Source organism: Thalassospira lucentensis MCCC 1A00383 = DSM 14000 (assembly GCF_000421265.1).
GTDB lineage: Bacteria > Pseudomonadota > Alphaproteobacteria > Rhodospirillales > Thalassospiraceae > Thalassospira > Thalassospira lucentensis.
This window is the reverse complement of sequence record NZ_ATWN01000005.1, coordinates 185753-204497: the sequence shown is the minus strand read 5'-3', so window position 1 is coordinate 204497 and position 18745 is coordinate 185753. Positions and strand designations below refer to the sequence as shown.

General features: G+C 52.6%; 17 protein-coding genes and 3 tRNA genes. 18 read left to right on the top strand and 2 right to left on the bottom strand.

Annotated features, from left to right (window positions below):
* The first annotated feature begins 105 nt into the window (after positions 1-105).
* The 7 genes from tig (at position 106) to K355_RS0112075 (ending at position 7410) form a co-directional block, all read left to right on the top strand.
* The gene (gene tig, locus K355_RS0112105; RefSeq protein ID WP_022732407.1) at positions 106-1548 is read left to right on the top strand and encodes a trigger factor; all 1443 of its coding nucleotides are present in this window, start codon (positions 106-108) and stop codon (positions 1546-1548) included.
* 60 nt (positions 1549-1608) lie between these two features.
* Positions 1609-2238: an ATP-dependent Clp endopeptidase proteolytic subunit ClpP gene (clpP, locus tag K355_RS0112100; RefSeq protein WP_022732406.1), complete on the top strand. Its 630-nt coding sequence runs from the start codon at positions 1609-1611 to the stop codon at positions 2236-2238.
* Between the two features lie 300 nt (positions 2239-2538).
* Complete coding sequence (clpX, locus tag K355_RS0112095) at positions 2539-3804, top strand: ATP-dependent Clp protease ATP-binding subunit ClpX (protein WP_022732405.1); 1266 nt, start codon at positions 2539-2541, stop codon at positions 3802-3804.
* A 131-nt stretch (positions 3805-3935) separates the two neighbouring features.
* Positions 3936-6347 carry an endopeptidase La gene (gene lon / locus K355_RS0112090; protein WP_022732404.1) on the top strand — a complete coding sequence of 804 codons (2412 nt, stop codon included), beginning with the start codon at positions 3936-3938 and terminating at the stop codon, positions 6345-6347.
* 264 nt (positions 6348-6611) lie between these two features.
* Positions 6612-6884: an HU family DNA-binding protein gene (locus K355_RS0112085; RefSeq protein WP_008891813.1), complete on the top strand. Its 273-nt coding sequence runs from the start codon at positions 6612-6614 to the stop codon at positions 6882-6884.
* 109 nt (positions 6885-6993) lie between these two features.
* Positions 6994-7070, top strand: a tRNA-Val gene (locus K355_RS0112080).
* 263 nt (positions 7071-7333) lie between these two features.
* Positions 7334-7410, top strand: a tRNA-Val gene (locus K355_RS0112075).
* Between the two features lie 14 nt (positions 7411-7424).
* On the opposite strand, the gene K355_RS25560 is transcribed toward K355_RS0112075, so the two are convergent.
* Positions 7425-7589 (bottom strand): hypothetical protein, encoded by a 165-nt coding sequence (locus K355_RS25560; protein ID WP_022732403.1) that lies wholly within the window; start codon positions 7587-7589, stop codon positions 7425-7427.
* Positions 7590-7808: 219 nt separating this feature from the next.
* Between K355_RS25560 and K355_RS23885 the strand changes: the two genes are divergently transcribed.
* Positions 7809-8489, top strand: a complete 681-nt coding sequence (locus tag K355_RS23885; protein ID WP_022732402.1) for a hypothetical protein — start codon at positions 7809-7811, stop codon at positions 8487-8489.
* A 136-nt stretch (positions 8490-8625) separates the two neighbouring features.
* Here K355_RS23885 and fliG read toward each other — a convergent pair whose 3' ends face one another.
* Entirely contained in the window at positions 8626-9645 is a 1020-nt protein-coding gene (gene fliG / locus K355_RS0112060; protein WP_022732401.1) for a flagellar motor switch protein FliG, read from the bottom strand.
* Positions 9646-9957: 312 nt separating this feature from the next.
* Here fliG and K355_RS0112055 point away from each other — a divergent pair.
* From K355_RS0112055 to nuoI, 10 genes are all read left to right on the top strand, one after another.
* A tRNA-Asp gene (locus K355_RS0112055) sits at positions 9958-10034 on the top strand.
* Positions 10035-10320: 286 nt separating this feature from the next.
* Positions 10321-10686 carry an NADH-quinone oxidoreductase subunit A gene (locus K355_RS0112050; RefSeq protein ID WP_022732400.1) on the top strand — a complete coding sequence of 122 codons (366 nt, stop codon included), beginning with the start codon at positions 10321-10323 and terminating at the stop codon, positions 10684-10686.
* Entirely contained in the window at positions 10677-11219 is a 543-nt protein-coding gene (locus K355_RS0112045) for a NuoB/complex I 20 kDa subunit family protein (RefSeq protein WP_022732399.1), read from the top strand. Before K355_RS0112050 ends, K355_RS0112045 begins: the two co-directional genes overlap by 10 nt.
* A 19-nt stretch (positions 11220-11238) precedes the next feature.
* Positions 11239-11868 (top strand): NADH-quinone oxidoreductase subunit C, encoded by a 630-nt coding sequence (locus tag K355_RS0112040; RefSeq protein WP_022732398.1) that lies wholly within the window; start codon positions 11239-11241, stop codon positions 11866-11868.
* Positions 11868-13046, top strand: coding sequence for an NADH-quinone oxidoreductase subunit D (locus K355_RS0112035; RefSeq protein ID WP_022732397.1), 1179 nt, complete (start codon positions 11868-11870; stop codon positions 13044-13046). The genes K355_RS0112040 and K355_RS0112035 overlap by 1 nt, the downstream gene beginning before the upstream one ends.
* Positions 13043-13705 carry an NADH-quinone oxidoreductase subunit NuoE gene (gene nuoE, locus K355_RS0112030; protein ID WP_022732396.1) on the top strand — a complete coding sequence of 221 codons (663 nt, stop codon included), beginning with the start codon at positions 13043-13045 and terminating at the stop codon, positions 13703-13705. The genes K355_RS0112035 and nuoE overlap by 4 nt, the downstream gene beginning before the upstream one ends.
* Position 13706: 1 nt before the next feature.
* Complete coding sequence (gene nuoF, locus K355_RS0112025) at positions 13707-14987, top strand: NADH-quinone oxidoreductase subunit NuoF (RefSeq protein WP_022732395.1); 1281 nt, start codon at positions 13707-13709, stop codon at positions 14985-14987.
* Positions 14988-15014: 27 nt separating this feature from the next.
* Positions 15015-17075, top strand: a complete 2061-nt coding sequence (nuoG, locus tag K355_RS0112020) for an NADH-quinone oxidoreductase subunit NuoG (RefSeq protein ID WP_022732394.1) — start codon at positions 15015-15017, stop codon at positions 17073-17075.
* An 87-nt stretch (positions 17076-17162) separates the two neighbouring features.
* On the top strand, positions 17163-18176 hold the full coding sequence (gene nuoH / locus K355_RS0112015; RefSeq protein ID WP_022732393.1) for an NADH-quinone oxidoreductase subunit NuoH: 1014 nt from the start codon (positions 17163-17165) through the stop codon (positions 18174-18176).
* A gap of 31 nt (positions 18177-18207) precedes the next feature.
* A complete protein-coding gene (gene nuoI / locus K355_RS0112010; protein WP_022732392.1) occupies positions 18208-18696 on the top strand; it encodes an NADH-quinone oxidoreductase subunit NuoI in 489 nt (162 codons plus the stop codon).
* Positions 18697-18745: the final 49 nt, after the last annotated feature.

Genomic DNA, 18745 nt, shown 5'->3' with positions numbered 1-18745 from the left:
CATACATTTGGACCAGATTACATATTCGTTTAGTCATTTTGACTTTCTGACGTCCGGACTGCGTCGCGTAACGGACATTATTCGAACCAAGCAAAAGAGTTATCTATGCAGGTTACTGAAACCAAAAACGAAGGCCTGGCGCGCGAGTTCAAAGTCGTGGTGCCAGCCGCACTCATCGAAGAAAAAGTCGTCGCCAAGCTTGACGAGATCAAAGACCAGGTTCGCCTTCCAGGCTTCCGTCCGGGAAAAATCCCGGCGAAACTCCTGCGTCAGCGCTACGGTCAATCGGTCATGGGCGAAGTTCTTGAAGCCACTGTGAACGAAAACACAGGCAAAGTTCTTAACGACAATGACCTGCGCCCGGCCGTTCAGCCGAAAATCGAAGTAACCAAATTCGATGAAGGCGGGGATCTTGAGTTCGACATTGCTGTTGAAGTCATCCCGGCGATCGAAGCCATGGACTTCAAAAAGCTGAAGCTGACCCGCGAAGTCGTTGAACTCGACGATGCCAAAGTCAATGAAACGCTTGAGCGTATTGCAGCGGCACAGGGCACCACTGCTCCGTTGGCGCGCAAACGCAAATCGAAAACCGGTGATGTTGTCGTTATCGACTTCCTCGGCAAAATCGATGGCGAAGCATTCGAAGGCGGCAAAGCCGAAGCTTACGAACTTGAACTGGGTTCCGGCTCGTTCATCGAAGGTTTCGAAGAACAGCTTACCGGTGTTAACGCTGATGACGAACTCGTCGTTAAAGTTAAATTCCCGGAAGAATACGGTGCTGCTGAACTTGCAGGCAAAGATGCCGAGTTCGACGTAACCGTCAAAGAAATCAAAGAAAAGAAACCGGCTGAGCTGGATGATGAACTGGCCAAAAAACTCGGTCAGGACAGCTTTGAGGCGCTCAAAGACGCAATCCGCAAGGATTACGGCCGTGAGTACGAATCGGTCGCGCGTCAGAAAATGAAGCGCGAGCTGCTTGACGCGCTGGCTGAGAACCACAAGTTCGAACTGCCGACCTCCTTGGTCGACAACGAACTCGAAGGTATCATTGGTCAGATCAAACAGGCCCGTGAAGCTGGACAGGAAGACGACGAAACCAAAGGCAAGTCCGAAGAAGAGCTGACCGCCGAGTTCCGCGAAATCGCAGAACGCCGCGTTCTTCTTGGCCTGCTTCTGGCTGAAGTTGGTCGTAATAACGACATTCAGGTTACTCAGGAAGACGTCAACAAGGTTCTCGTTGCCGAAGCCCAGAAATATCCGGGTCAGGAACAGCAGGTTATTGAATTCTACAAAAATAACCCGCAGGCCTTGCAGGCGCTTCAGGGCCCTGTATATGAAGACAAGGTCGTTGATTTCATCGTTGAGCTTGCCAAGGTTGAAGAAAAGACCGTTACCGTTGAAGAGCTTCTGAAGCCTGAAGAGGAAGAAGAAGCTCCGAAGAAAAAATCGGCTGCCAAAAAGGCACCGGCGAAAAAGGACGCAGAGAAAAAGGCTCCGGCCAAGAAAGCTGCTGCCAAGAAACCGGCTGCTAAAAAGAAAGCTGACTAATCGGAAGTGAATACATCCTTACCGGAATCGGTTTGGGATCATGCAGGAGGATTGCAGTTGATGATTGAAGAACGGATGAACTCGCTCGTACCGATGGTGGTTGAACAGACCAGCCGTGGTGAACGGGCCTATGACATCTTTTCGCGTTTGCTCAAGGAGCGGATCGTCTTCATCAACGGTCAGGTTCATGACGGCATGTCGTCGTTGATCTGCGCGCAGCTCCTGCATCTCGAATCGGAAAATCCTGATAAGGATATTTCGCTCTATATCAACTCTCCGGGCGGTGTTGTGACTTCTGGTCTCGCCATCTATGACACCATGCAGTACATCCGTTGTGATGTCTCTACGGTGTGCATGGGGCAGGCGGCTTCCATGGGCTCACTACTGTTGATGGCCGGTGCAAAAGGTAAGCGTTATTGCCTGCCAAATGCACGTGTCATGATCCACCAGCCGTCTGGCGGCTTCCAGGGGCAGGCATCGGATATCGAAATCCATGCCCGCGAAATTCTGGCACTGCGTCAGCGTCTTAACGAGATCTATGTCGAACATACCGGCCGCGATCTCAAGACGATCGAAGATGCGATGGAGCGTGATAACTTCCTGACCCCCGATCAGGCCAAGGAATTTGGTCTGATTGACGAGGTGGTCACGTCGCGTCCGAAGACGGAAAGCGCCGAAAAGAAAGACTGATCGTCTGATAACGGTCGGTGAAAACGCCCCGGTCGTTGGCCGGGGCGTTTTTTTATAACTTGCCTCATGGCAGTTTTAAGTCATAGACAAGAGGGTGCGTGGCTTTTTGGCCGTTGATTGGAACTTGCCGGTTACTCAAACGTTTGGGTGATTAGAGTAAGGGGTTTCGCAACCACAATGGCGATCCCATATCAATCAAGTAGCCAAATGGCCGAAAAGCGCAGATTAAACGTTGAGATCGGTATCGTTTACCGGCTAACATGGCGATAAAAGATAACGTCAAACGTAATTGGGGTTTGTATGAGCAAATCGAATAGCGGGGACTCCAAGAACACTCTGTACTGTTCTTTCTGTGGAAAGAGCCAGCACGAGGTTCGCAAGCTCATCGCCGGTCCAACCGTATTCATCTGTGATGAATGCGTAGAGCTTTGCATGGACATCATCCGCGAAGAGCACAAAACCCATCTCGTCAAATCGGCTGACGGGGTGCCTTCTCCGCAAGAGATTTGCAAGGTCCTTGATGACTATGTCATTGGTCAGGGCCATGCGAAAAAAGTTCTCTCGGTCGCGGTTCACAACCATTACAAGCGTCTGCATCACGCCAGCAAGAACGAAGATATCGAACTGGCAAAATCCAATATCATGCTGGTGGGTCCAACCGGTTGCGGTAAAACGCTTCTGGCCCAGACCTTGGCACGGATTCTTGATGTTCCCTTCACCATGGCGGATGCCACGACACTGACCGAAGCCGGTTATGTCGGTGAAGACGTCGAGAACATCATTCTTAAGCTGTTGCAGGCTGCAGACTACAACGTCGAACGCGCCCAGCGCGGCATCGTCTATATTGACGAAGTCGACAAAATCTCGCGCAAGTCGGACAATCCGTCGATTACGCGTGATGTTTCGGGCGAGGGCGTCCAGCAAGCATTGCTGAAGATCATGGAAGGCACTGTTGCCTCTGTGCCGCCGCAGGGTGGCCGGAAACATCCGCAACAGGAATTCCTCCAAGTCGACACGACCAACATCCTGTTCATCGTAGGTGGCGCATTTGCGGGCCTTGATAAGGTGATCTCGCAGCGTGGCAAGGGCAGTGCAATTGGCTTTGGTGCCGATGTTCGTAGCCCAGAAGAGCGGCGCACGGGTGATGTTTTGCGTGGTGTCGAGCCGGAAGATCTTTTGAAATTCGGTCTTATCCCGGAGTTCATTGGTCGTCTGCCGGTTTTGGCAACGCTTGAAGATCTCGACGATGATGCTTTGGTCCAGATCCTGACCGAGCCGAAAAACGCGCTGATCAAGCAGTATGAGCGTCTGTTCGATATGGAAGACGTTAAACTGACCTTCCAGACCGATGCGCTCAAAGCAATTGCCGAGAAGGCGATTCAACGTAAAACCGGTGCACGTGGCTTGCGGTCGATCATGGAAGGCATCTTGCTTGATACCATGTTCGACCTGCCAACCCTCGAAAGTGTCGAGGAAATCGTCATCAGCGCTGATGTTGTCGAAGGAAAAGCAAAACCATTGCTGATCCATGCGGAACGTCAAGAAGGTGTCGAGCACTCTGCCTGATATCAATTTCCCGCACCGGCAACCTATTGCGGTGCGGGAATTTCAGATTATCTTCTGAATGTTCGCGTTGCTGGCGGGGCCTAAAGCAGGACCGCAGCAACGTTTTGGCTCAGATTAGGGAATAGAACATAATGGTCGAATTAGCGCGTGGCGAAATATATCCGGTGCTGCCGTTGCGCGACATTGTCGTGTTCCCGCACATGATTGTCCCCCTGTTTGTGGGACGTGAAAAGTCTGTGCGTGCGCTCGAAGATGTCATGCGCGAAGACAAGCAGATCCTGCTTGTCACACAGAAAGACGCCGGTCTTGATGATCCGGCAGTCGAAGATCTCTATGAAGTTGGTACTGTTGCAACTGTTTTGCAGCTTCTTAAGCTGCCGGATGGCACGGTAAAGGTATTGGTCGAAGGCGGTAAACGCGCCGAAATTTCGGGATACGTTGATAATCCGGAGTTCTTCCAGGCCCATGCCGGCGTGCGCGAGGATGCTGACGAAGACGACAGCGAACTCGAGGCCCTCGCCCGTTCTGTGGTCACACAGTTCGAACAGTACATCAAACTCAACAAGAAAATTCCGCCAGAGGTCCTGGTTTCGGTCAATCAGATCGAAGAACCGGCGAAGCTTGCGGACACGGTTGCATCGCACCTGTCGCTTAAGATTTCCGAAAAACAGGAACTTCTGGAAACCGCCCTTGTTGGTGACCGTCTGGAACGTATTTTCGGGTTCATGGAATCCGAAATTGGTGTGCTGCAGGTCGAAAAGAAGATCCGCAACCGCGTCAAACGCCAGATGGAAAAAACCCAGCGCGAGTACTATTTGAATGAGCAACTTAAAGCCATTCAGAAAGAACTGGGCGAGGGCGAAGACGGCAAGGATGAAGCTTCTGAACTCGAAGAGAAGCTGAACAAAGCCAAAATGCCCAAAGAGGCAAAGGAAAAGGCCGAAGCCGAACTCAAGAAACTGCGCAATATGAGCCCGATGTCGGCAGAAGCCACCGTGGTGCGCAACTATCTTGACTGGATGGTGTCTATTCCGTGGAACAAGCGTTCGCGTGTGTCGCACGACCTGAAAAAGGCTAAAAAGGTTCTTGATAAGGATCATTTTGGTCTGGAAAAGGTCAAGGAGCGCATCCTTGAGTATTTAGCCGTTCAGGCGCGGACCAAAAAAGTCAAAGGCCCGATCCTGTGTCTTGTTGGTCCTCCCGGCGTTGGTAAAACCTCGCTTGGTAAATCAATGGCCAATGCGACCGGTCGCAGCTTTGTGCGGATGTCGCTTGGTGGCGTACGTGATGAGTCTGAAATCCGCGGTCACCGCCGGACCTATATCGGGTCCATGCCGGGCAAGATCGTGCAGGGCATGAAAAAAGCCAAATATTCGAACCCGCTTTTCCTTCTCGATGAGATTGAAAAAATGGGATCGGATTTCCGTGGCGACCCTGCGTCGGCATTGCTTGAGGTGCTCGATCCCGAACAGAACTCGACCTTTAACGATCACTATCTTGAAGTCGATTACGATCTTTCTGATGTCATGTTCGTCACCACGGCGAACTCGCTTCGGATGCAGCAGCCGCTGTTGGACCGTATGGAGATCATTCGTCTTTCGGGGTATACCGAGGACGAGAAGGTCGAAATCGCCAAGCGTCACCTGATCCCCAAACAGGTCAAGGATAACGGCCTGAAAAAGGATGAGTGGAGCATTTCGGACGACGCGTTGCGTGATCTGATCCGTTACTACACCCGCGAAGCCGGGGTGCGTAGTCTTGAACGTGAACTGGCCCGTCTTGCCCGTAAGGCGACCAAGCGGATTTTGCTCGAAAGCATCAAATCTGTGCGTGTAACGCCGCGGACCCTTGGTAAATATGCCGGGATCCGTAAGTTCCGCTATGGCGCAACCGAGGGTGAAGATCAGGTCGGTGTTGTTACCGGTCTTGCCTACACCGAATTTGGCGGCGATCTGTTGCAGATTGAATCGGTCACTGTACCGGGCAAAGGCAACATGAAAACCACCGGTAAGCTCGGTGAGGTCATGACTGAATCGATTCAGGCAGCGACATCGTTCGTGCGGTCGCGTGCCGTAGACTTTGGCATCAAGCCGACTCTGTTCCAGAAACGTGACATTCACGTTCACGTTCCTGAGGGCGCAACACCAAAAGACGGTCCGTCCGCTGGTGTTGGCATGGTGACGTCGGTTGTTTCGGTTCTAACAGGAAATCCGGTGCGCAAAGATGTCGCCATGACAGGCGAGGTTACCTTGCGTGGTCGTGTTCTTCCGATTGGTGGTTTGAAAGAAAAACTTCTGGCCGCATTGCGCGGCGGGGTGAAAGTTGTCCTGATCCCGCAGGAAAACGAAAAGGATCTCGAAGAGATTCCCGATAACGTTAAACGCGGTATGGAAATCATTCCGGTGTCGCATGTCGACGAGGTTCTCAGCCACGCACTGGTCAATCCGCTGGTGCCGATTGAATGGGAAGAGGGTGTCGATGACGTTGTCGTCAAATCCAAAGACGACGAAGAATCGGATGTTGGTGGTGTGACCACGCATTAACAAACGCCCGAACTGGCAGAAATCAAAGGGGAGCAGCATGATTGCTCCCCTTTTTCTGTGGATAACTTTGGCCAAGAATCGACAAAGGTCTATGTCTGGGGGAGTGTAAAGTGCAAAAAATCGAAAAAAACGTCAGAAACCGCAGAAAACTGCGTCTCTCGCATTGACGAGATGTTTGTGACCTGCTTACACTGCCCATGCAACAGGTTTGGGGCAAACCAAATTTCCTCATAACTCCGAACGTCCAAACAAGGGGGCCAGGAAGTGAATAAAAACGATCTCGTTGGAAGTGTAGCTGCTAAAGCCGATCTTTCAAAAGCTGACGCCGCTAAGGCAGTTGATGCTGTTTTCGATTCCATCACCGATTCTTTGAAATCCGGCGACGAAGTTCGTCTGGTTGGTTTCGGTACCTTCGCTGTCGCTGCTCGCGCTGCTTCAAAAGGTCGCAACCCGCGCACCGGTGAAGAAATCGACATCCCGGCATCGAAACAGCCGAAATTCAAGGCTGGTAAAGGCCTTAAAGACGCCGTCAACTAAGTTTGGCGATGTTTTGAATAAAAATGCCGGTGACATCAGTCACCGGCATTGCTTTTTCTAAAATCCATGCTATGTTCCGCCCGCTTTCGCAAGATAGCGCGGAAACATCGGGTGATTAGCTCAGCTGGTTAGAGCATCTCGTTTACACCGAGAGGGTCGGGAGTTCGAATCTCTCATCACCCACCATGATTAAGGCACCCCTAAAGGGTGCCTTTTTTCTTTGTCTGTTTTTGATCGAATCACATCGTCGTCAAATTCGTTTCGAGCTGTCTTGATATCGCGCCGTTTTCTGCTGTAAAACGCGTAAAACAGGGTGTCACGGTTGACCATGTGGCAATGTTAAATACCCTTGAAATAGAAGTTTCAATTTTCTGCAATGTATCGATTGCTTTTTGCAAAAAGCATGCTAAGTTCCGCCCCGCTTCCGCAGAATACAGCGCGGGAACATCGGGTGATTAGCTCAGCTGGTTAGAGCATCTCGTTTACACCGAGAGGGTCGGGAGTTCGAATCTCTCATCACCCACCACGATTAAGGCACCCCTAAAGGGTGCCTTTTTCTTTGCCTGATTCACATTCCCGATAATTCCTGCATTTCCCCACATAACGCCAGTTTTCACACTGCGTCCAAAACAGCCACGCTTTTGGTGCGCCAAATCCATTTTGTGGATCAAACGGCGTCAGGACATCCTGCAGTGCGTCATCCATAAAATGTATGATCCATATGGATATTGGGCCCACAGTGTCGCAGTGCGATAATATTTGCGGTGCACACGCACAAATCGCACGAGGCCTAGCGAATCGGATCGGTGGTCTATCGGGGCCATTCATGGCGCTGGCCGGTGTAAATGACTGTAAAAGTTGACGCTTGCTAGCCTGACAGGCACTCTTGATCTTGTGGCCACGAGAAATTGGAAAATAACCATAATGAACGACCGTCAATCCAAACTGATTTCAACGTGGCTCACGCCGTTTTGCCGGGATATGTCGTCACTGGGCGACAAAGTCGCTCTACGAAGCCTCAGGAGCTTCCTGCTGGCGCTGTTGATGCCTGTGGTCCTTGTTGGCTGTTATCTCCCCGAAGCCTTCACCATTGATCTCAGTATGGAGCGCAACGGTGATTATCGGCTGAGCTACCGGGGCTTGCTTGTGCAGCCAACCATCACAGAGGGCCTTTTGGATGGTACCCTTGATGCCGATGCGGAAAAGGAAAAGGTCGCAGTTGTTTTGGCCGACCTGAAACGCGATTCCGGTGTGCGGCAGCTAACGTACAATGGGCGCGGGGTGTTCAACATCGTTTATGAACGCCGCAGCAATATCATGCGCGATAAAAGCTTTGTCTTTGTGCGCCGCAATTCCCGCATTCTCGAGATGTTCTTTTACACAGACTCCAATACCGTCGAAATTCGTGGCGGGTTCGTTCCTGATCGCTATGAGGAGCGCCTGACCGCATTGGGCTATCAAATGACCGGCAAGATTGAAGTTCGGACGTCTGCTGGCATCCGCAGCCATAACGCAGATGAGTTCACCAAGGTTGGTGGGCAGAACCGCCTGCGTTGGGAAATCAAGTCGATTACCGACCCGGTCCCGAACGTCATCATTGGATAATCAAAGTACATAATTAAAATGGCGGGCAGGGGTAGGCTGCGCGTAAAACAGTCTTAGCCGTTGTTGAGGGTGCATAAAAGACAAAGGACAGCGCGAGGCTGTCCTTTGTGAAATCGTTTTGACGTGGCCGCGGGGCTTAATAGACCATTTCGTCTTCGCCGCCGCCTTCGGAAATAACGATCTGGCCCTGTGCCGCCAGTTCCTTGGCCAGTTGCACAATCATCATTTGCGACTCTTCGACATCCGACAGGCGGACAGGCCCCTGTGCGTCCATGTCTTCGCGCATCATCTTGCCTGCACGTTCGGACATGTTCTTGAAGAACAGGTCGCGCATCTGATCGGTCGATCCTTTGAGGGCCAAGGCCAGTTTGTCTTTTTCTACCTGACGCAGCAGGGTCTGAACACCGTTGTTGTCCAGGCGTGCAAGGTCTTCGAAGGTGAACATGAGGGCTTTGATCTTTTCCGCAGAGTCACGGTTACGTTCCTCAAGTGCGGTAAGGAACCGGTCCTGACTCTGGCGATCAAGGCTGTTGAAGATATCGGCCATAAGTTCGTGGTTATCCCCGCGCGAACCGCGCGCAAGGTTGGACATGAACTCGGTGCGAAGCGTTTTCTCGATATTGTCGAGGACTTCTTTCTGCACGGCCTCCATGCGCAACATACGCATGATAACTTCCATTGAGAAGTTTTCCGGCAAAAGCGACAGCACGGCCGCAGAGTGGCCGGGTTTAAGCTTTGAGAGCACAACGCCGACTGTCTGTGGGTATTCGTTCTTAAGGTAATTTGCCAGAACGGCTTCGTTAACGTTGTTGAGCTTGTCCCACATGGTGCGACCCGCAGGGCCGCGGATCTCTTCCATGATGCCGTTAACACGGTCTTCGGACAGAACTTTCGAGAGCAGGCGTTCGGTTGTATCAAACGAGCCGACAAGCGAGCCGGTTGAAGAAAGCTGATCTGCAAATTCGACAAACAGGCGTTCAACGATGTTAGATCCGATGGTGCCAAGGCTCGACATGGTTTGGGAAATCTCTTTGATTTCCTCATCATCCATCATGCTGAACATTTTGGTCGCGTGTTCTTCGCCAAGTGCGAGCATGAGAATCGCAGCTTTCTCAGGACCGGCCAGTGATCTGTATTCTTCTTTAACGCGCCCCACGAGTGGTCTTCTCCGTCCTAATGACTCTGTTCGAAATCAGTTGTGGGATGTTCGAACTTGCCCCTATCGCACCGTAAGATAGGAGAAATTTGTCAACAATTCTATAAAAGCTGACGCCCCAATGCAAAACCCCAAACGAATTGAGGGCGTAAAATGTGCAGAAAGGGTTAATTCAGTACAAAAGGAGCCGAATTTGTCATTCACAGGGTGATGTTGGCGCGCCTAAATGTCGAAAGGGTTGAAAACACTGCTAGCTGCTTGACTTGGTTTTGGGTGTGGTCTAACAAAGGCGCGCCGAATGATGGTCATTTTGCGGGCGTAGCTCAGTTGGTTAGAGCGCCGGCCTGTCACGCCGGAGGTCGCGAGTTCAAGTCTCGTCGCTCGCGCCATGACCCTTCATCTGTTGCCTTTTATCGGGCGTTTCGTCTTTTCCGCGGTCGCCTTTTCATGTGTTGCTAACGTTGCTTCGCACGATTGGGTCTTGATCATATCGATGTGCGGCCCGATATCGGACGATAGTAAACGGTAAGAAAAGATTAGAAAGTTTCTGGACTTAAGACGGGTCAAACTGTTCGAATGTCTGGAACTTGTGCGGCGCATACGCTATGGTGCGCCGATATTGGCCAGGTGGGGACCTGGTCGGGTCAGAAGGCCTGTTCTTGAGAGGTCAGAGAGATGCAAGAGCTTCTTTCGGAATATCTTCCGATCCTGGTGTTTATCGGGATCGCCGTCGGTCTTTCGGCGGTAATCATCATCGCGTCGCTGGTTCTTGCCAAACAGGCACCGGATGTCGAAAAACTGTCCGCATATGAGTGCGGTTTTGCGCCGTTTGAAGACGCGCGCATCAAGTTTGACGTCCGGTTCTATCTGGTTGCAATCTTGTTCATTATTTTCGACCTTGAAGTCGCGTTCCTGTTCCCGTGGGCTGTTACCCTCGGCGATATCGGCACATTCGGCTTCGTTTCGATGGTGATCTTCCTGGCCGTTCTGACGGTCGGATTTATCTACGAATGGAAGAAGGGAGCTTTGGAATGGGAGTGAGCACCAATACAGGCGCATCCCTGGCACCCGGCACGGATCAGGATACCCTGCTTAAGGGCGTGTTTGATGAGATGAACGACAAGGGCTTTGTCCTTGCCAATCTCGACAAGCTCGCTAGCTGGGCAAGCACTGGTTCGATGTGGCCAATGACCTTTGGTCTGGCATGCTGTGCTGTTGAGATGATGCATTCGGCTGCGTCGCGTTATGACCTTGACCGGTATGGTCTTGTCTTCCGCCCAAGCCCGCGTCAATCAGATGTCATGATCGTTGCTGGTACACTGACCAACAAAATGGCCCCGGCACTGCGTAAGGTCTATGACCAGATGGCAGAGCCGCGCTGGGTTATTTCGATGGGGTCGTGCGCCAATGGCGGCGGTTACTATCACTATTCCTATTCGGTGGTGCGCGGTTGTGATCGTGTTGTTCCGGTTGACGTATATGTTCCGGGGTGCCCGCCGACAGCCGAAGCGCTGATTTACGGCGTGATGCAGTTGCAAAAGAAAATCCGCCGAACTGGTGTTTTGACACGCTGATCCGTAATAGGGGGCTTGCATGAGCGAACTGCTCAGCGATAACAGCGCCGCATTGAAAGATCTTAAAGATCTTGTGGTGTCCCAGCTTGCAAACGAAATTCTCGAAACCGAGATTCGTTACGGCGAGTTGACCGTCATTGCCAAGCGCGATGACATTCTAAAAGTTCTGACCTTCCTTCGGGATGATACCGGCTGCTTGTTCAAGCAGCTTATCGACGTTTGTGGTGCAGATTACCCGGAACGCGCCGAGCGTTTCGACGTCGTGTACCACATGCTGTCGCTTAAGCATAACCTGCGCATCCGCGTTAAGGTACGGACTGACGAAGAAAGCCCGGTACCAAGCTGTGTCTCGCTTTTCAGCGCCGCCGACTGGTTTGAGCGCGAAACGTGGGACATGTACGGTATCTTCTTTGCCGGTCATCCCGATCCCCGTCGTCTCCTGACCGATTACGGTTTTGAAGGTCATCCGCTGCGTAAGGATTTCCCGCTGACCGGTTATGTCGAAGTTCGTTATGACGATGAGCAGAAGCGCGTCGTCTATGAGCCGGTCAAACTGGTTCAGGATTTCCGCAATTTCGATTTCGAAAGCCCATGGGAAGGCATCCAGAATGTTCTTCCGGGCGATGAAAAGGCGGAGGGCAAGGCCTGATGTCCGAACAAAAAATCAAAAATATGACCATGAACTTCGGTCCGCAGCACCCTGCGGCTCATGGGGTTCTGCGTCTGGTCCTGGAAATGGACGGCGAGGTCATTGAACGTGCGGATGCCCATATTGGCCTTTTGCACCGTGGTACGGAAAAGCTGATCGAATATAAAACCTATATTCAGGCAACGCCGTATTTTGACCGTCTCGACTATGTCGCGCCGATGAACCAGGAACATGCTTATTGCCTGGCCATCGAAAAGCTGATGGGCGTCGAAGTTCCCAAACGTGCTCAGTATATCCGTGTTCTGTACGCCGAAATTGGTCGTATCCTGAACCATATCCTGAACATGACGGCGTTTGCGCTCGACGTTGGTGCGATGACGCCGCTTCTCTGGGGCTTTGAAGAACGTGAAAAGCTCATGGAATTCTATGAGCGCGCCTGTGGTGCCCGTCTTCACGCCAACTATTTCCGTCCGGGCGGTGTTGCTGTCGATCTCCCGGCTGGCTTGCTTGAAGACATCGATGCCTGGGCTGATCAGTTTGACATCTTCCTGAACGATTTTGATCGCGTTCTTACCGGCAACCGTATCTTTAAACAGCGTACGGTTGATATCGGAACCGTGACCGCCGAAGAGGCGCTTGATTGGGGCTTTACCGGCCCGAATATTCGCGCATCCGGTCTGGCATGGGATCTTCGCAAGTCGCAGCCTTACGACTCTTACGAAGATTTCGATTTTGACATTCCGGTCGGCAAGAACGGTGACTGCTATGACCGTTTCCTCGTGCGTTTCGAAGAAATGTGGCAGTCTCTGAAAATCATCAAGCAGGCCGTCAAGAATATGCCTGATGGTCCTGTAATTGTTCAGAACAACAAAGTGGCACCGCCGTCGCGCGCGCAGATGAAGCGTTCGATGGAAGCCCTTATTCATCACTTCAAACTCTTCACCGAAGGGTTCCACGTTCCGGCTGGCGAATGCTATGCCGCGGTCGAGGCACCTAAAGGCGAGTTTGGTGTTTATCTTGTTTCGGATGGCTCGAACCGTCCGTATCGTTGCAAAATCCGCGCCCCGGGGTTCCCGCACCTTCAAGGCATCGACTTCATGTCAAAAGGCCACATGCTGGCCGACGTCGTTGCAAATATCGGGTCGCTAGATATCGTGTTCGGTGAGATTGACCGATGAGCCATTTGAGAAGACCAGCTCCGAAAGAGCTTCAGCCTGTCAGCTTCGCCTTTACGCCAGAAAATCTGGATAAAGCGAAAAAGATCATCGCCAAGTACCCGGAAGGCCGCCAGCAAAGCGCTGTCATGCCGTTGCTTGATCTGGCACAGCGTCAGACCGAAGGCAATTGGGTTCCGACAGTCGCAATGGATTACCTTGCCGACATGCTCGAAATGCCTGCCATTCGTGTCTATGAGGTTGCGACCTTCTATACGATGTATAACCTTGCCCCCGTAGGTAAGAACTTCATCCAGGTCTGCACCACAACGCCGTGCTGGCTTCGCGGTTCTGCCGACGTTGTCGATACCTGTAAAAAGGAACTCGGCATTGGTGTTGGCGAAACGACGCAAGACGGTCAGTTCACCATGATCGAAGTTGAGTGCCTTGGCGCGTGTGTTAACGCACCGATGATGCAGATCAACGACGATTATTACGAAGACCTGACCGCAGATACGACCAAGGCCATCCTTGATGCCCTCAAAAAGGGTGAAAAGCCAAAAGTCGGCCCGCAAAGTGGCCGTAAAGGCTGCGAGCCGCTTGATGGTCCGAAGGTTCTGAAAGCATTCTGTGGTTGCGGTGCTGCACCGCAGGACGCCGATGCAAGCAAAGGGGACGCCTGATATGCTGCAGGATAAGGATCGTATCTTTACCAACCTTTATGGTTTTCAGGACTTTGGCCTTAAGGGCGCGCAGTCACGTGGGAACTGGGATGGTACCAAGGGTTTGATCGAAAAAGGTCGCGACTGGATCATCGATGAAATGAAATCATCGGGGATGCGTGGTCGTGGCGGTGCCGGTTTCCCGACCGGCCTTAAATGGTCGTTCATGCCCAAAGAATCTGATGGTCGTCCAAGCTACCTCGTCGTTAATGCCGATGAGGGCGAGCCGGGCACCTGTAAAGACCGTGAGATCATGCGCAATGATCCGCATACTCTGATCGAAGGGTGCCTTCTGGCCAGCTTTGCGATGAATGCGCATGCGGCTTACATCTACATTCGTGGTGAGTTTTATCACGAGGCATCCAACCTGCAGCTGGCCATTGATCAGGCATATGAAGCAGGGCTCGTTGGTAAAAATGCCTGTGGGTCGGGTTGGGACTTTGACATTTACCTGCATCTAGGAGCCGGTGCTTACATCTGCGGCGAAGAAACCGCATTGATCGAAAGCCTCGAAGGTAAAAAAGGTCAGCCGCGCCTAAAACCACCGTTCCCGGCGAACTCGGGCCTTTATGGTTGCCCGACCACGGTGAACAACGTTGAATCCATTGCTGCGGTTCCGACCATTTTGCGTCGGGGCGGTTCGTGGTTCTCAAGCTTCGGCCGCGAGAACAATCACGGCACCAAGCTTTTTGCCATTTCCGGTCACGTCGAAAAGCCGTGCACCGTCGAAGAGGCCATGAGCATTCCGCTGCGTGAATTGATCGAAAAGCATTGCGGCGGTGTTCGCGGCGGCTGGGATAACCTTCTGGCGGTTATTCCGGGTGGCTCGTCTGTTCCGCTGATGCCTAAAGACGTTTGTGACGACGTGCTGATGGACTTTGATGGCCTGCGTGAAGTGGGCTCGGGTCTGGGGACGGCGGCTGTGATTGTCATGGATAAGTCAACTGACATTGTCTATGCCATCGCGCGTCTGTCGGAATTCTACAAACATGAAAGCTGTGGCCAGTGCACGCCGTGCCGTGAAGGTACCGGTTGGATGATGCGCATGATGACGCGTATGGTCCGCGGCGAGGCTACGCTTGATGAAATTGATCTGTTGTGGGATGTGACCAAACAGGTCGAGGGCCATACCATTTGTGCGCTTGGCGATGCTGCTGCATGGCCAATTCAGGGCCTTATCCGTCATTTCCGTCCCGAAATGGAACGTCGGATTAAGGAATATCGCGCGCGGATCGCGGCCTGAGAAGGACCTGTTGAGAGGGATTGAGACATGCCGAAACTAACAGTTGACGGTATAGAAGTTGAAGTAGAAGCCGGGGCGACAGTCCTACAGGCCTGTGAAGAGGCCGGTAAGGAAATCCCGCGTTTCTGCTATCACGAACGCCTGTCAATCGCCGGCAACTGCCGTATGTGTTTGGTTGAAATGGAACGCGCGCCGAAACCGGTCGCATCCTGTGCCATGCCTGCAGCAGATGGAATGGTGATTAAAACCGATTCTGATCTGGTTAAAAAAGCGCGTAATGGCGTGATGGAATTCCTGCTGATTAACCATCCGCTTGATTGCCCGATTTGTGACCAGGGTGGCGAATGTGACCTTCAGGATCAGGCCATGGCCTATGGTTTTGACTCTTCACGTTATGCCGAGAAAAAGCGTGCCGTGAAGGACAAGGAACTGGGCCCGATCGTTAAAACGATCATGACCCGTTGCATTCACTGTACCCGTTGTGTGCGCTTCTCCGAGGAAGTCGCCGGTGTTGGCACCATGGGTGCTGTTTACCGCGGCGAAGATACCGAAGTCGGGCCTTACATCGAAGCATCGATCAATTCCGAACTTTCGGGCAACCTGATTGATCTTTGCCCGGTTGGTGCCTTGACCTCAAAACCATATGCGTTCACCGCCCGTCCTTGGGAATTGAAGAAAACCGACAGCATCGACGTTATGGATGCGGTTGGCTCGAACATTCGCATTGATGCGCGCAGCTCCGAAGTTCTGCGTGTTCTGCCGCGCATCAACGAAGACGTGAACGAAGAATGGATTTCGGACAAAACCCGTTACGCCATTGATGGCCTGAAACGTCAGCGTCTCGACCGTCCTTATGTCCGTGTTGATGGCAAGCTTGTTCCGGCAAGCTGGGACGAAGCCTTTGCCGCGATCAAAGCCAGGGTTTCCGGTCTGGATGGCAAAAAGATTGCCGCCATTGCCGGGGATACGGTCGATTGTGAATCGATGACGGCGCTTAAAGATCTGATGGGCAGCCTTGGTTCTGCGAACATTGATTGTCGTCAGGACGGATCAAAAGTTGGCGGTCCGCGCAGCTCTTATATCTTTAACACCACCATTGCTGGCATCGAAGAGGCAGACGCTTGCCTGATCGTTGGCGCAAATGTGCGCGCCGAAGCACCAATCATCAATTCCCGCCTGCGTAAGCGCTGGCGTGCGACCAACGGTGATTTCCGCGTTGGTATCATCGGCGAGAAGTGGGATCCGACCTACAAGAACGATTATCTTGGTGCCGGTCCGGAAACCCTTGCCGAAATTCTTGATGGTAAAAACGACTTCGCCAAGATTCTTAAAGCCGCCGATAAACCGATGATCATCGTCGGCATGGGCGCTCTGAACCGCGAAGATGGCGATGCTGTTCTGGCCGCAACCCGCGCAATTGCCGAGAAATTCGGCATGGTTGCCGGTGAGTGGAACGGCTTTAACGTTCTTCATACCGCAGCATCGCGCGTCGGTGGTCTTGATCTGGGCTTTGTCCCGGGTGAGGGCTGTCTGGCAACCAACGACATCCTTGATGGTGCTGCAAAAGGCGCTGTTGAAGTTGTCTACCTATTGGGTGCCGACGAAGTCGACATGAGCAAACTGGAAAAGGCATTTGTCATTTACCAGGGTGCAATGGGGGATGCCGGTGCGCAGGCAGCGGACGTGATTTTGCCCGGTGCTGCCTATACCGAAAAGAACGGAACTTACGTCAACACCGAAGGCCGCGCCCAGCAGGGCTGGCGTGCAGTCTTCCCGCGTGGTGATGCACGTGAGGATTGGGCGATTGTTCGGGCACTTTCCGGTGCGTTGGACAAAACCCTGCCGTACAACAATATCGATGCCGTTCGTGCGCGCATGGTGGAACTCAGCCCGACCTTCGCGTCACTGAACGTTCCGACCAAGGCCGAATGGACCGATTTCGGTAATGCAGGTGAGATGAAGTCAGATGGCTTTATGTCCCCGGTTCGCAATTTCTATATGACCGACCCGATCAGCCGTGCATCGGTGACGATGGCCAAATGTACTGAGGCCTTTGTCAAAGATGCGGCTGCCGAGAAGGTTGCCTGAGTAAGGGGGGCGGCGATCTGATCGTCGCCTATTCCGCAAGGGGGTGTCCCAATTCAGGGACGAAACGCAAAAGATACGGTTTGACCGATGGAACTTCTTTGGGACGGATATATTGAACCACTTGTCTGGATCGTCGCCAAGATTTTGGCGATTGTGGTCCCGCTGCTGGTTGCTGTCGCCTATCTGACCTACGCTGAGCGTAAGGTTATCGGTGCTATTCAGCTCCGTAAGGGCCCGAACGTTGTGGGGCCGTTTGGCCTTTTGCAACCGCTTGCCGATGGTCTGAAGCTGTTTCTGAAAGAAACAATCATTCCGACAAGTGCAAACAAGGGCGTGTTCATCATCGCCCCGATGCTGACCTTCATTCTGGCCATCATTGCCTGGGCGGTTATTCCGTTCGACGAGGGCATGGTTCTGGCAGATTTGAACGTTGGTATTCTGTACCTGTTCGCGATTTCTTCGCTGGGTGTCTATGGCATCGTGATGGCCGGTTGGGCTTCGAACTCCAAATACGCATTCCTCGGCGCGCTGCGTTCTGGCGCCCAAATGGTCTCGTACGAGATTTCGATTGGCCTGATCATCATCTCGGTTCTGCTTACAACCGGCTCGCTGAACCTGAGCGACATCGTACGCGGCCAGATTGGCGGCGTATGGGAGTGGAACTTTGTCTATCACTTCCCGATGTTCATCGTCTTCATCGTGTCCATCCTGGCAGAAACCAACCGCGCACCGTTTGACCTTCCCGAAGCGGAAGCAGAACTGGTTTCAGGCTATAACGTCGATTATTCGGCAATGACCTTTGCGCTGTTCTTCCTGGGTGAATACGCCAACATGATCCTGATGAGCGGCCTGTGTGCTGTTCTGTTCCTGGGGGGCTGGACCGCACCGTTGCCGTTCCTTGACTTCATCCCGGGCGCGATCTGGTTCATTCTGAAGATCTGTTTCGTTCTGTTCATCTTCCTTTGGGTCCGTGCAACATTCCCGCGTTACCGTTATGACCAGCTGATGCGTCTGGGTTGGAAAATCTTCCTGCCGCTGTCGTTTGCCTGGGTCATGCTCGTTGCTACGTTCCTGGTAGTTTTTGACAAGGTCCCGGCCTGATCGCCGCGCATCGGAAAGAGAGAGGTAAACGATGTCATTTATTGATCGGACGGCCCGGAGCTTCCTGCTCGCGGAACTCGTATCGGGTATGGCGCTCACCTTGAAATATATGTTCAAGCCAAAAGTGACGCTGAACTACCCGTATGAGAAAGGCCCGCTGAGCCCGCGTTTCCGTGGTGAACATGCCCTGCGCCGCTACCCGAACGGCGAAGAGCGCTGCATTGCATGTAAACTGTGTGAAGCAATTTGCCCGGCACAGGCCATTACCATTGAGGTAGAGCCGCGTGACGATGGTTCACGTCGTACAACCCGCTACGACATTGATATGACGAAATGCATCTATTGCGGTTTCTGCGAAGAAGCCTGCCCGGTGGATGCCATCGTTGAAGGTCCGAACTTTGAGTTCGCAACCGAAAACCGCGAGGAGCTTCTTTATGACAAAGACAAGCTTCTCGAAAACGGCGAGCGCTGGGAAGCCGAGCTTGCTGCACGATTGGAGGCAGACGCACCTTATCGGTAAGTGTCGCGTCTGATCGTTATAAAGAGAGTTCATGGATCGTTGTTTGCCA

What these genes read in the sequence shown, in the direction of transcription:
- tig (WP_022732407.1), top strand. Translation starts at nt 106, where the DNA reads ATGCAGGTTACTGAAACCAAAAACGAAGGCCTGGCGCGCGAGTTCAAA.
- clpP (WP_022732406.1), top strand. Translation starts at nt 1,609, where the DNA reads ATGATTGAAGAACGGATGAACTCGCTCGTACCGATGGTGGTTGAACAG.
- clpX (WP_022732405.1), top strand. Translation starts at nt 2,539, where the DNA reads ATGAGCAAATCGAATAGCGGGGACTCCAAGAACACTCTGTACTGTTCT.
- lon (WP_022732404.1), top strand. Translation starts at nt 3,936, where the DNA reads ATGGTCGAATTAGCGCGTGGCGAAATATATCCGGTGCTGCCGTTGCGC.
- K355_RS25560 (WP_022732403.1), bottom strand. Translation starts at nt 7,589, where the DNA reads ATGGATGACGCACTGCAGGATGTCCTGACGCCGTTTGATCCACAAAAT.
- K355_RS23885 (WP_022732402.1), top strand. Translation starts at nt 7,809, where the DNA reads ATGAACGACCGTCAATCCAAACTGATTTCAACGTGGCTCACGCCGTTT.
- K355_RS0112050 (WP_022732400.1), top strand. Translation starts at nt 10,321, where the DNA reads ATGCAAGAGCTTCTTTCGGAATATCTTCCGATCCTGGTGTTTATCGGG.
- K355_RS0112045 (WP_022732399.1), top strand. Translation starts at nt 10,677, where the DNA reads ATGGGAGTGAGCACCAATACAGGCGCATCCCTGGCACCCGGCACGGAT.
- K355_RS0112040 (WP_022732398.1), top strand. Translation starts at nt 11,239, where the DNA reads ATGAGCGAACTGCTCAGCGATAACAGCGCCGCATTGAAAGATCTTAAA.
- K355_RS0112035 (WP_022732397.1), top strand. Translation starts at nt 11,868, where the DNA reads ATGTCCGAACAAAAAATCAAAAATATGACCATGAACTTCGGTCCGCAG.
- nuoE (WP_022732396.1), top strand. Translation starts at nt 13,043, where the DNA reads ATGAGCCATTTGAGAAGACCAGCTCCGAAAGAGCTTCAGCCTGTCAGC.
- nuoF (WP_022732395.1), top strand. Translation starts at nt 13,707, where the DNA reads ATGCTGCAGGATAAGGATCGTATCTTTACCAACCTTTATGGTTTTCAG.
- nuoG (WP_022732394.1), top strand. Translation starts at nt 15,015, where the DNA reads ATGCCGAAACTAACAGTTGACGGTATAGAAGTTGAAGTAGAAGCCGGG.
- nuoH (WP_022732393.1), top strand. Translation starts at nt 17,163, where the DNA reads ATGGAACTTCTTTGGGACGGATATATTGAACCACTTGTCTGGATCGTC.
- nuoI (WP_022732392.1), top strand. Translation starts at nt 18,208, where the DNA reads ATGTCATTTATTGATCGGACGGCCCGGAGCTTCCTGCTCGCGGAACTC.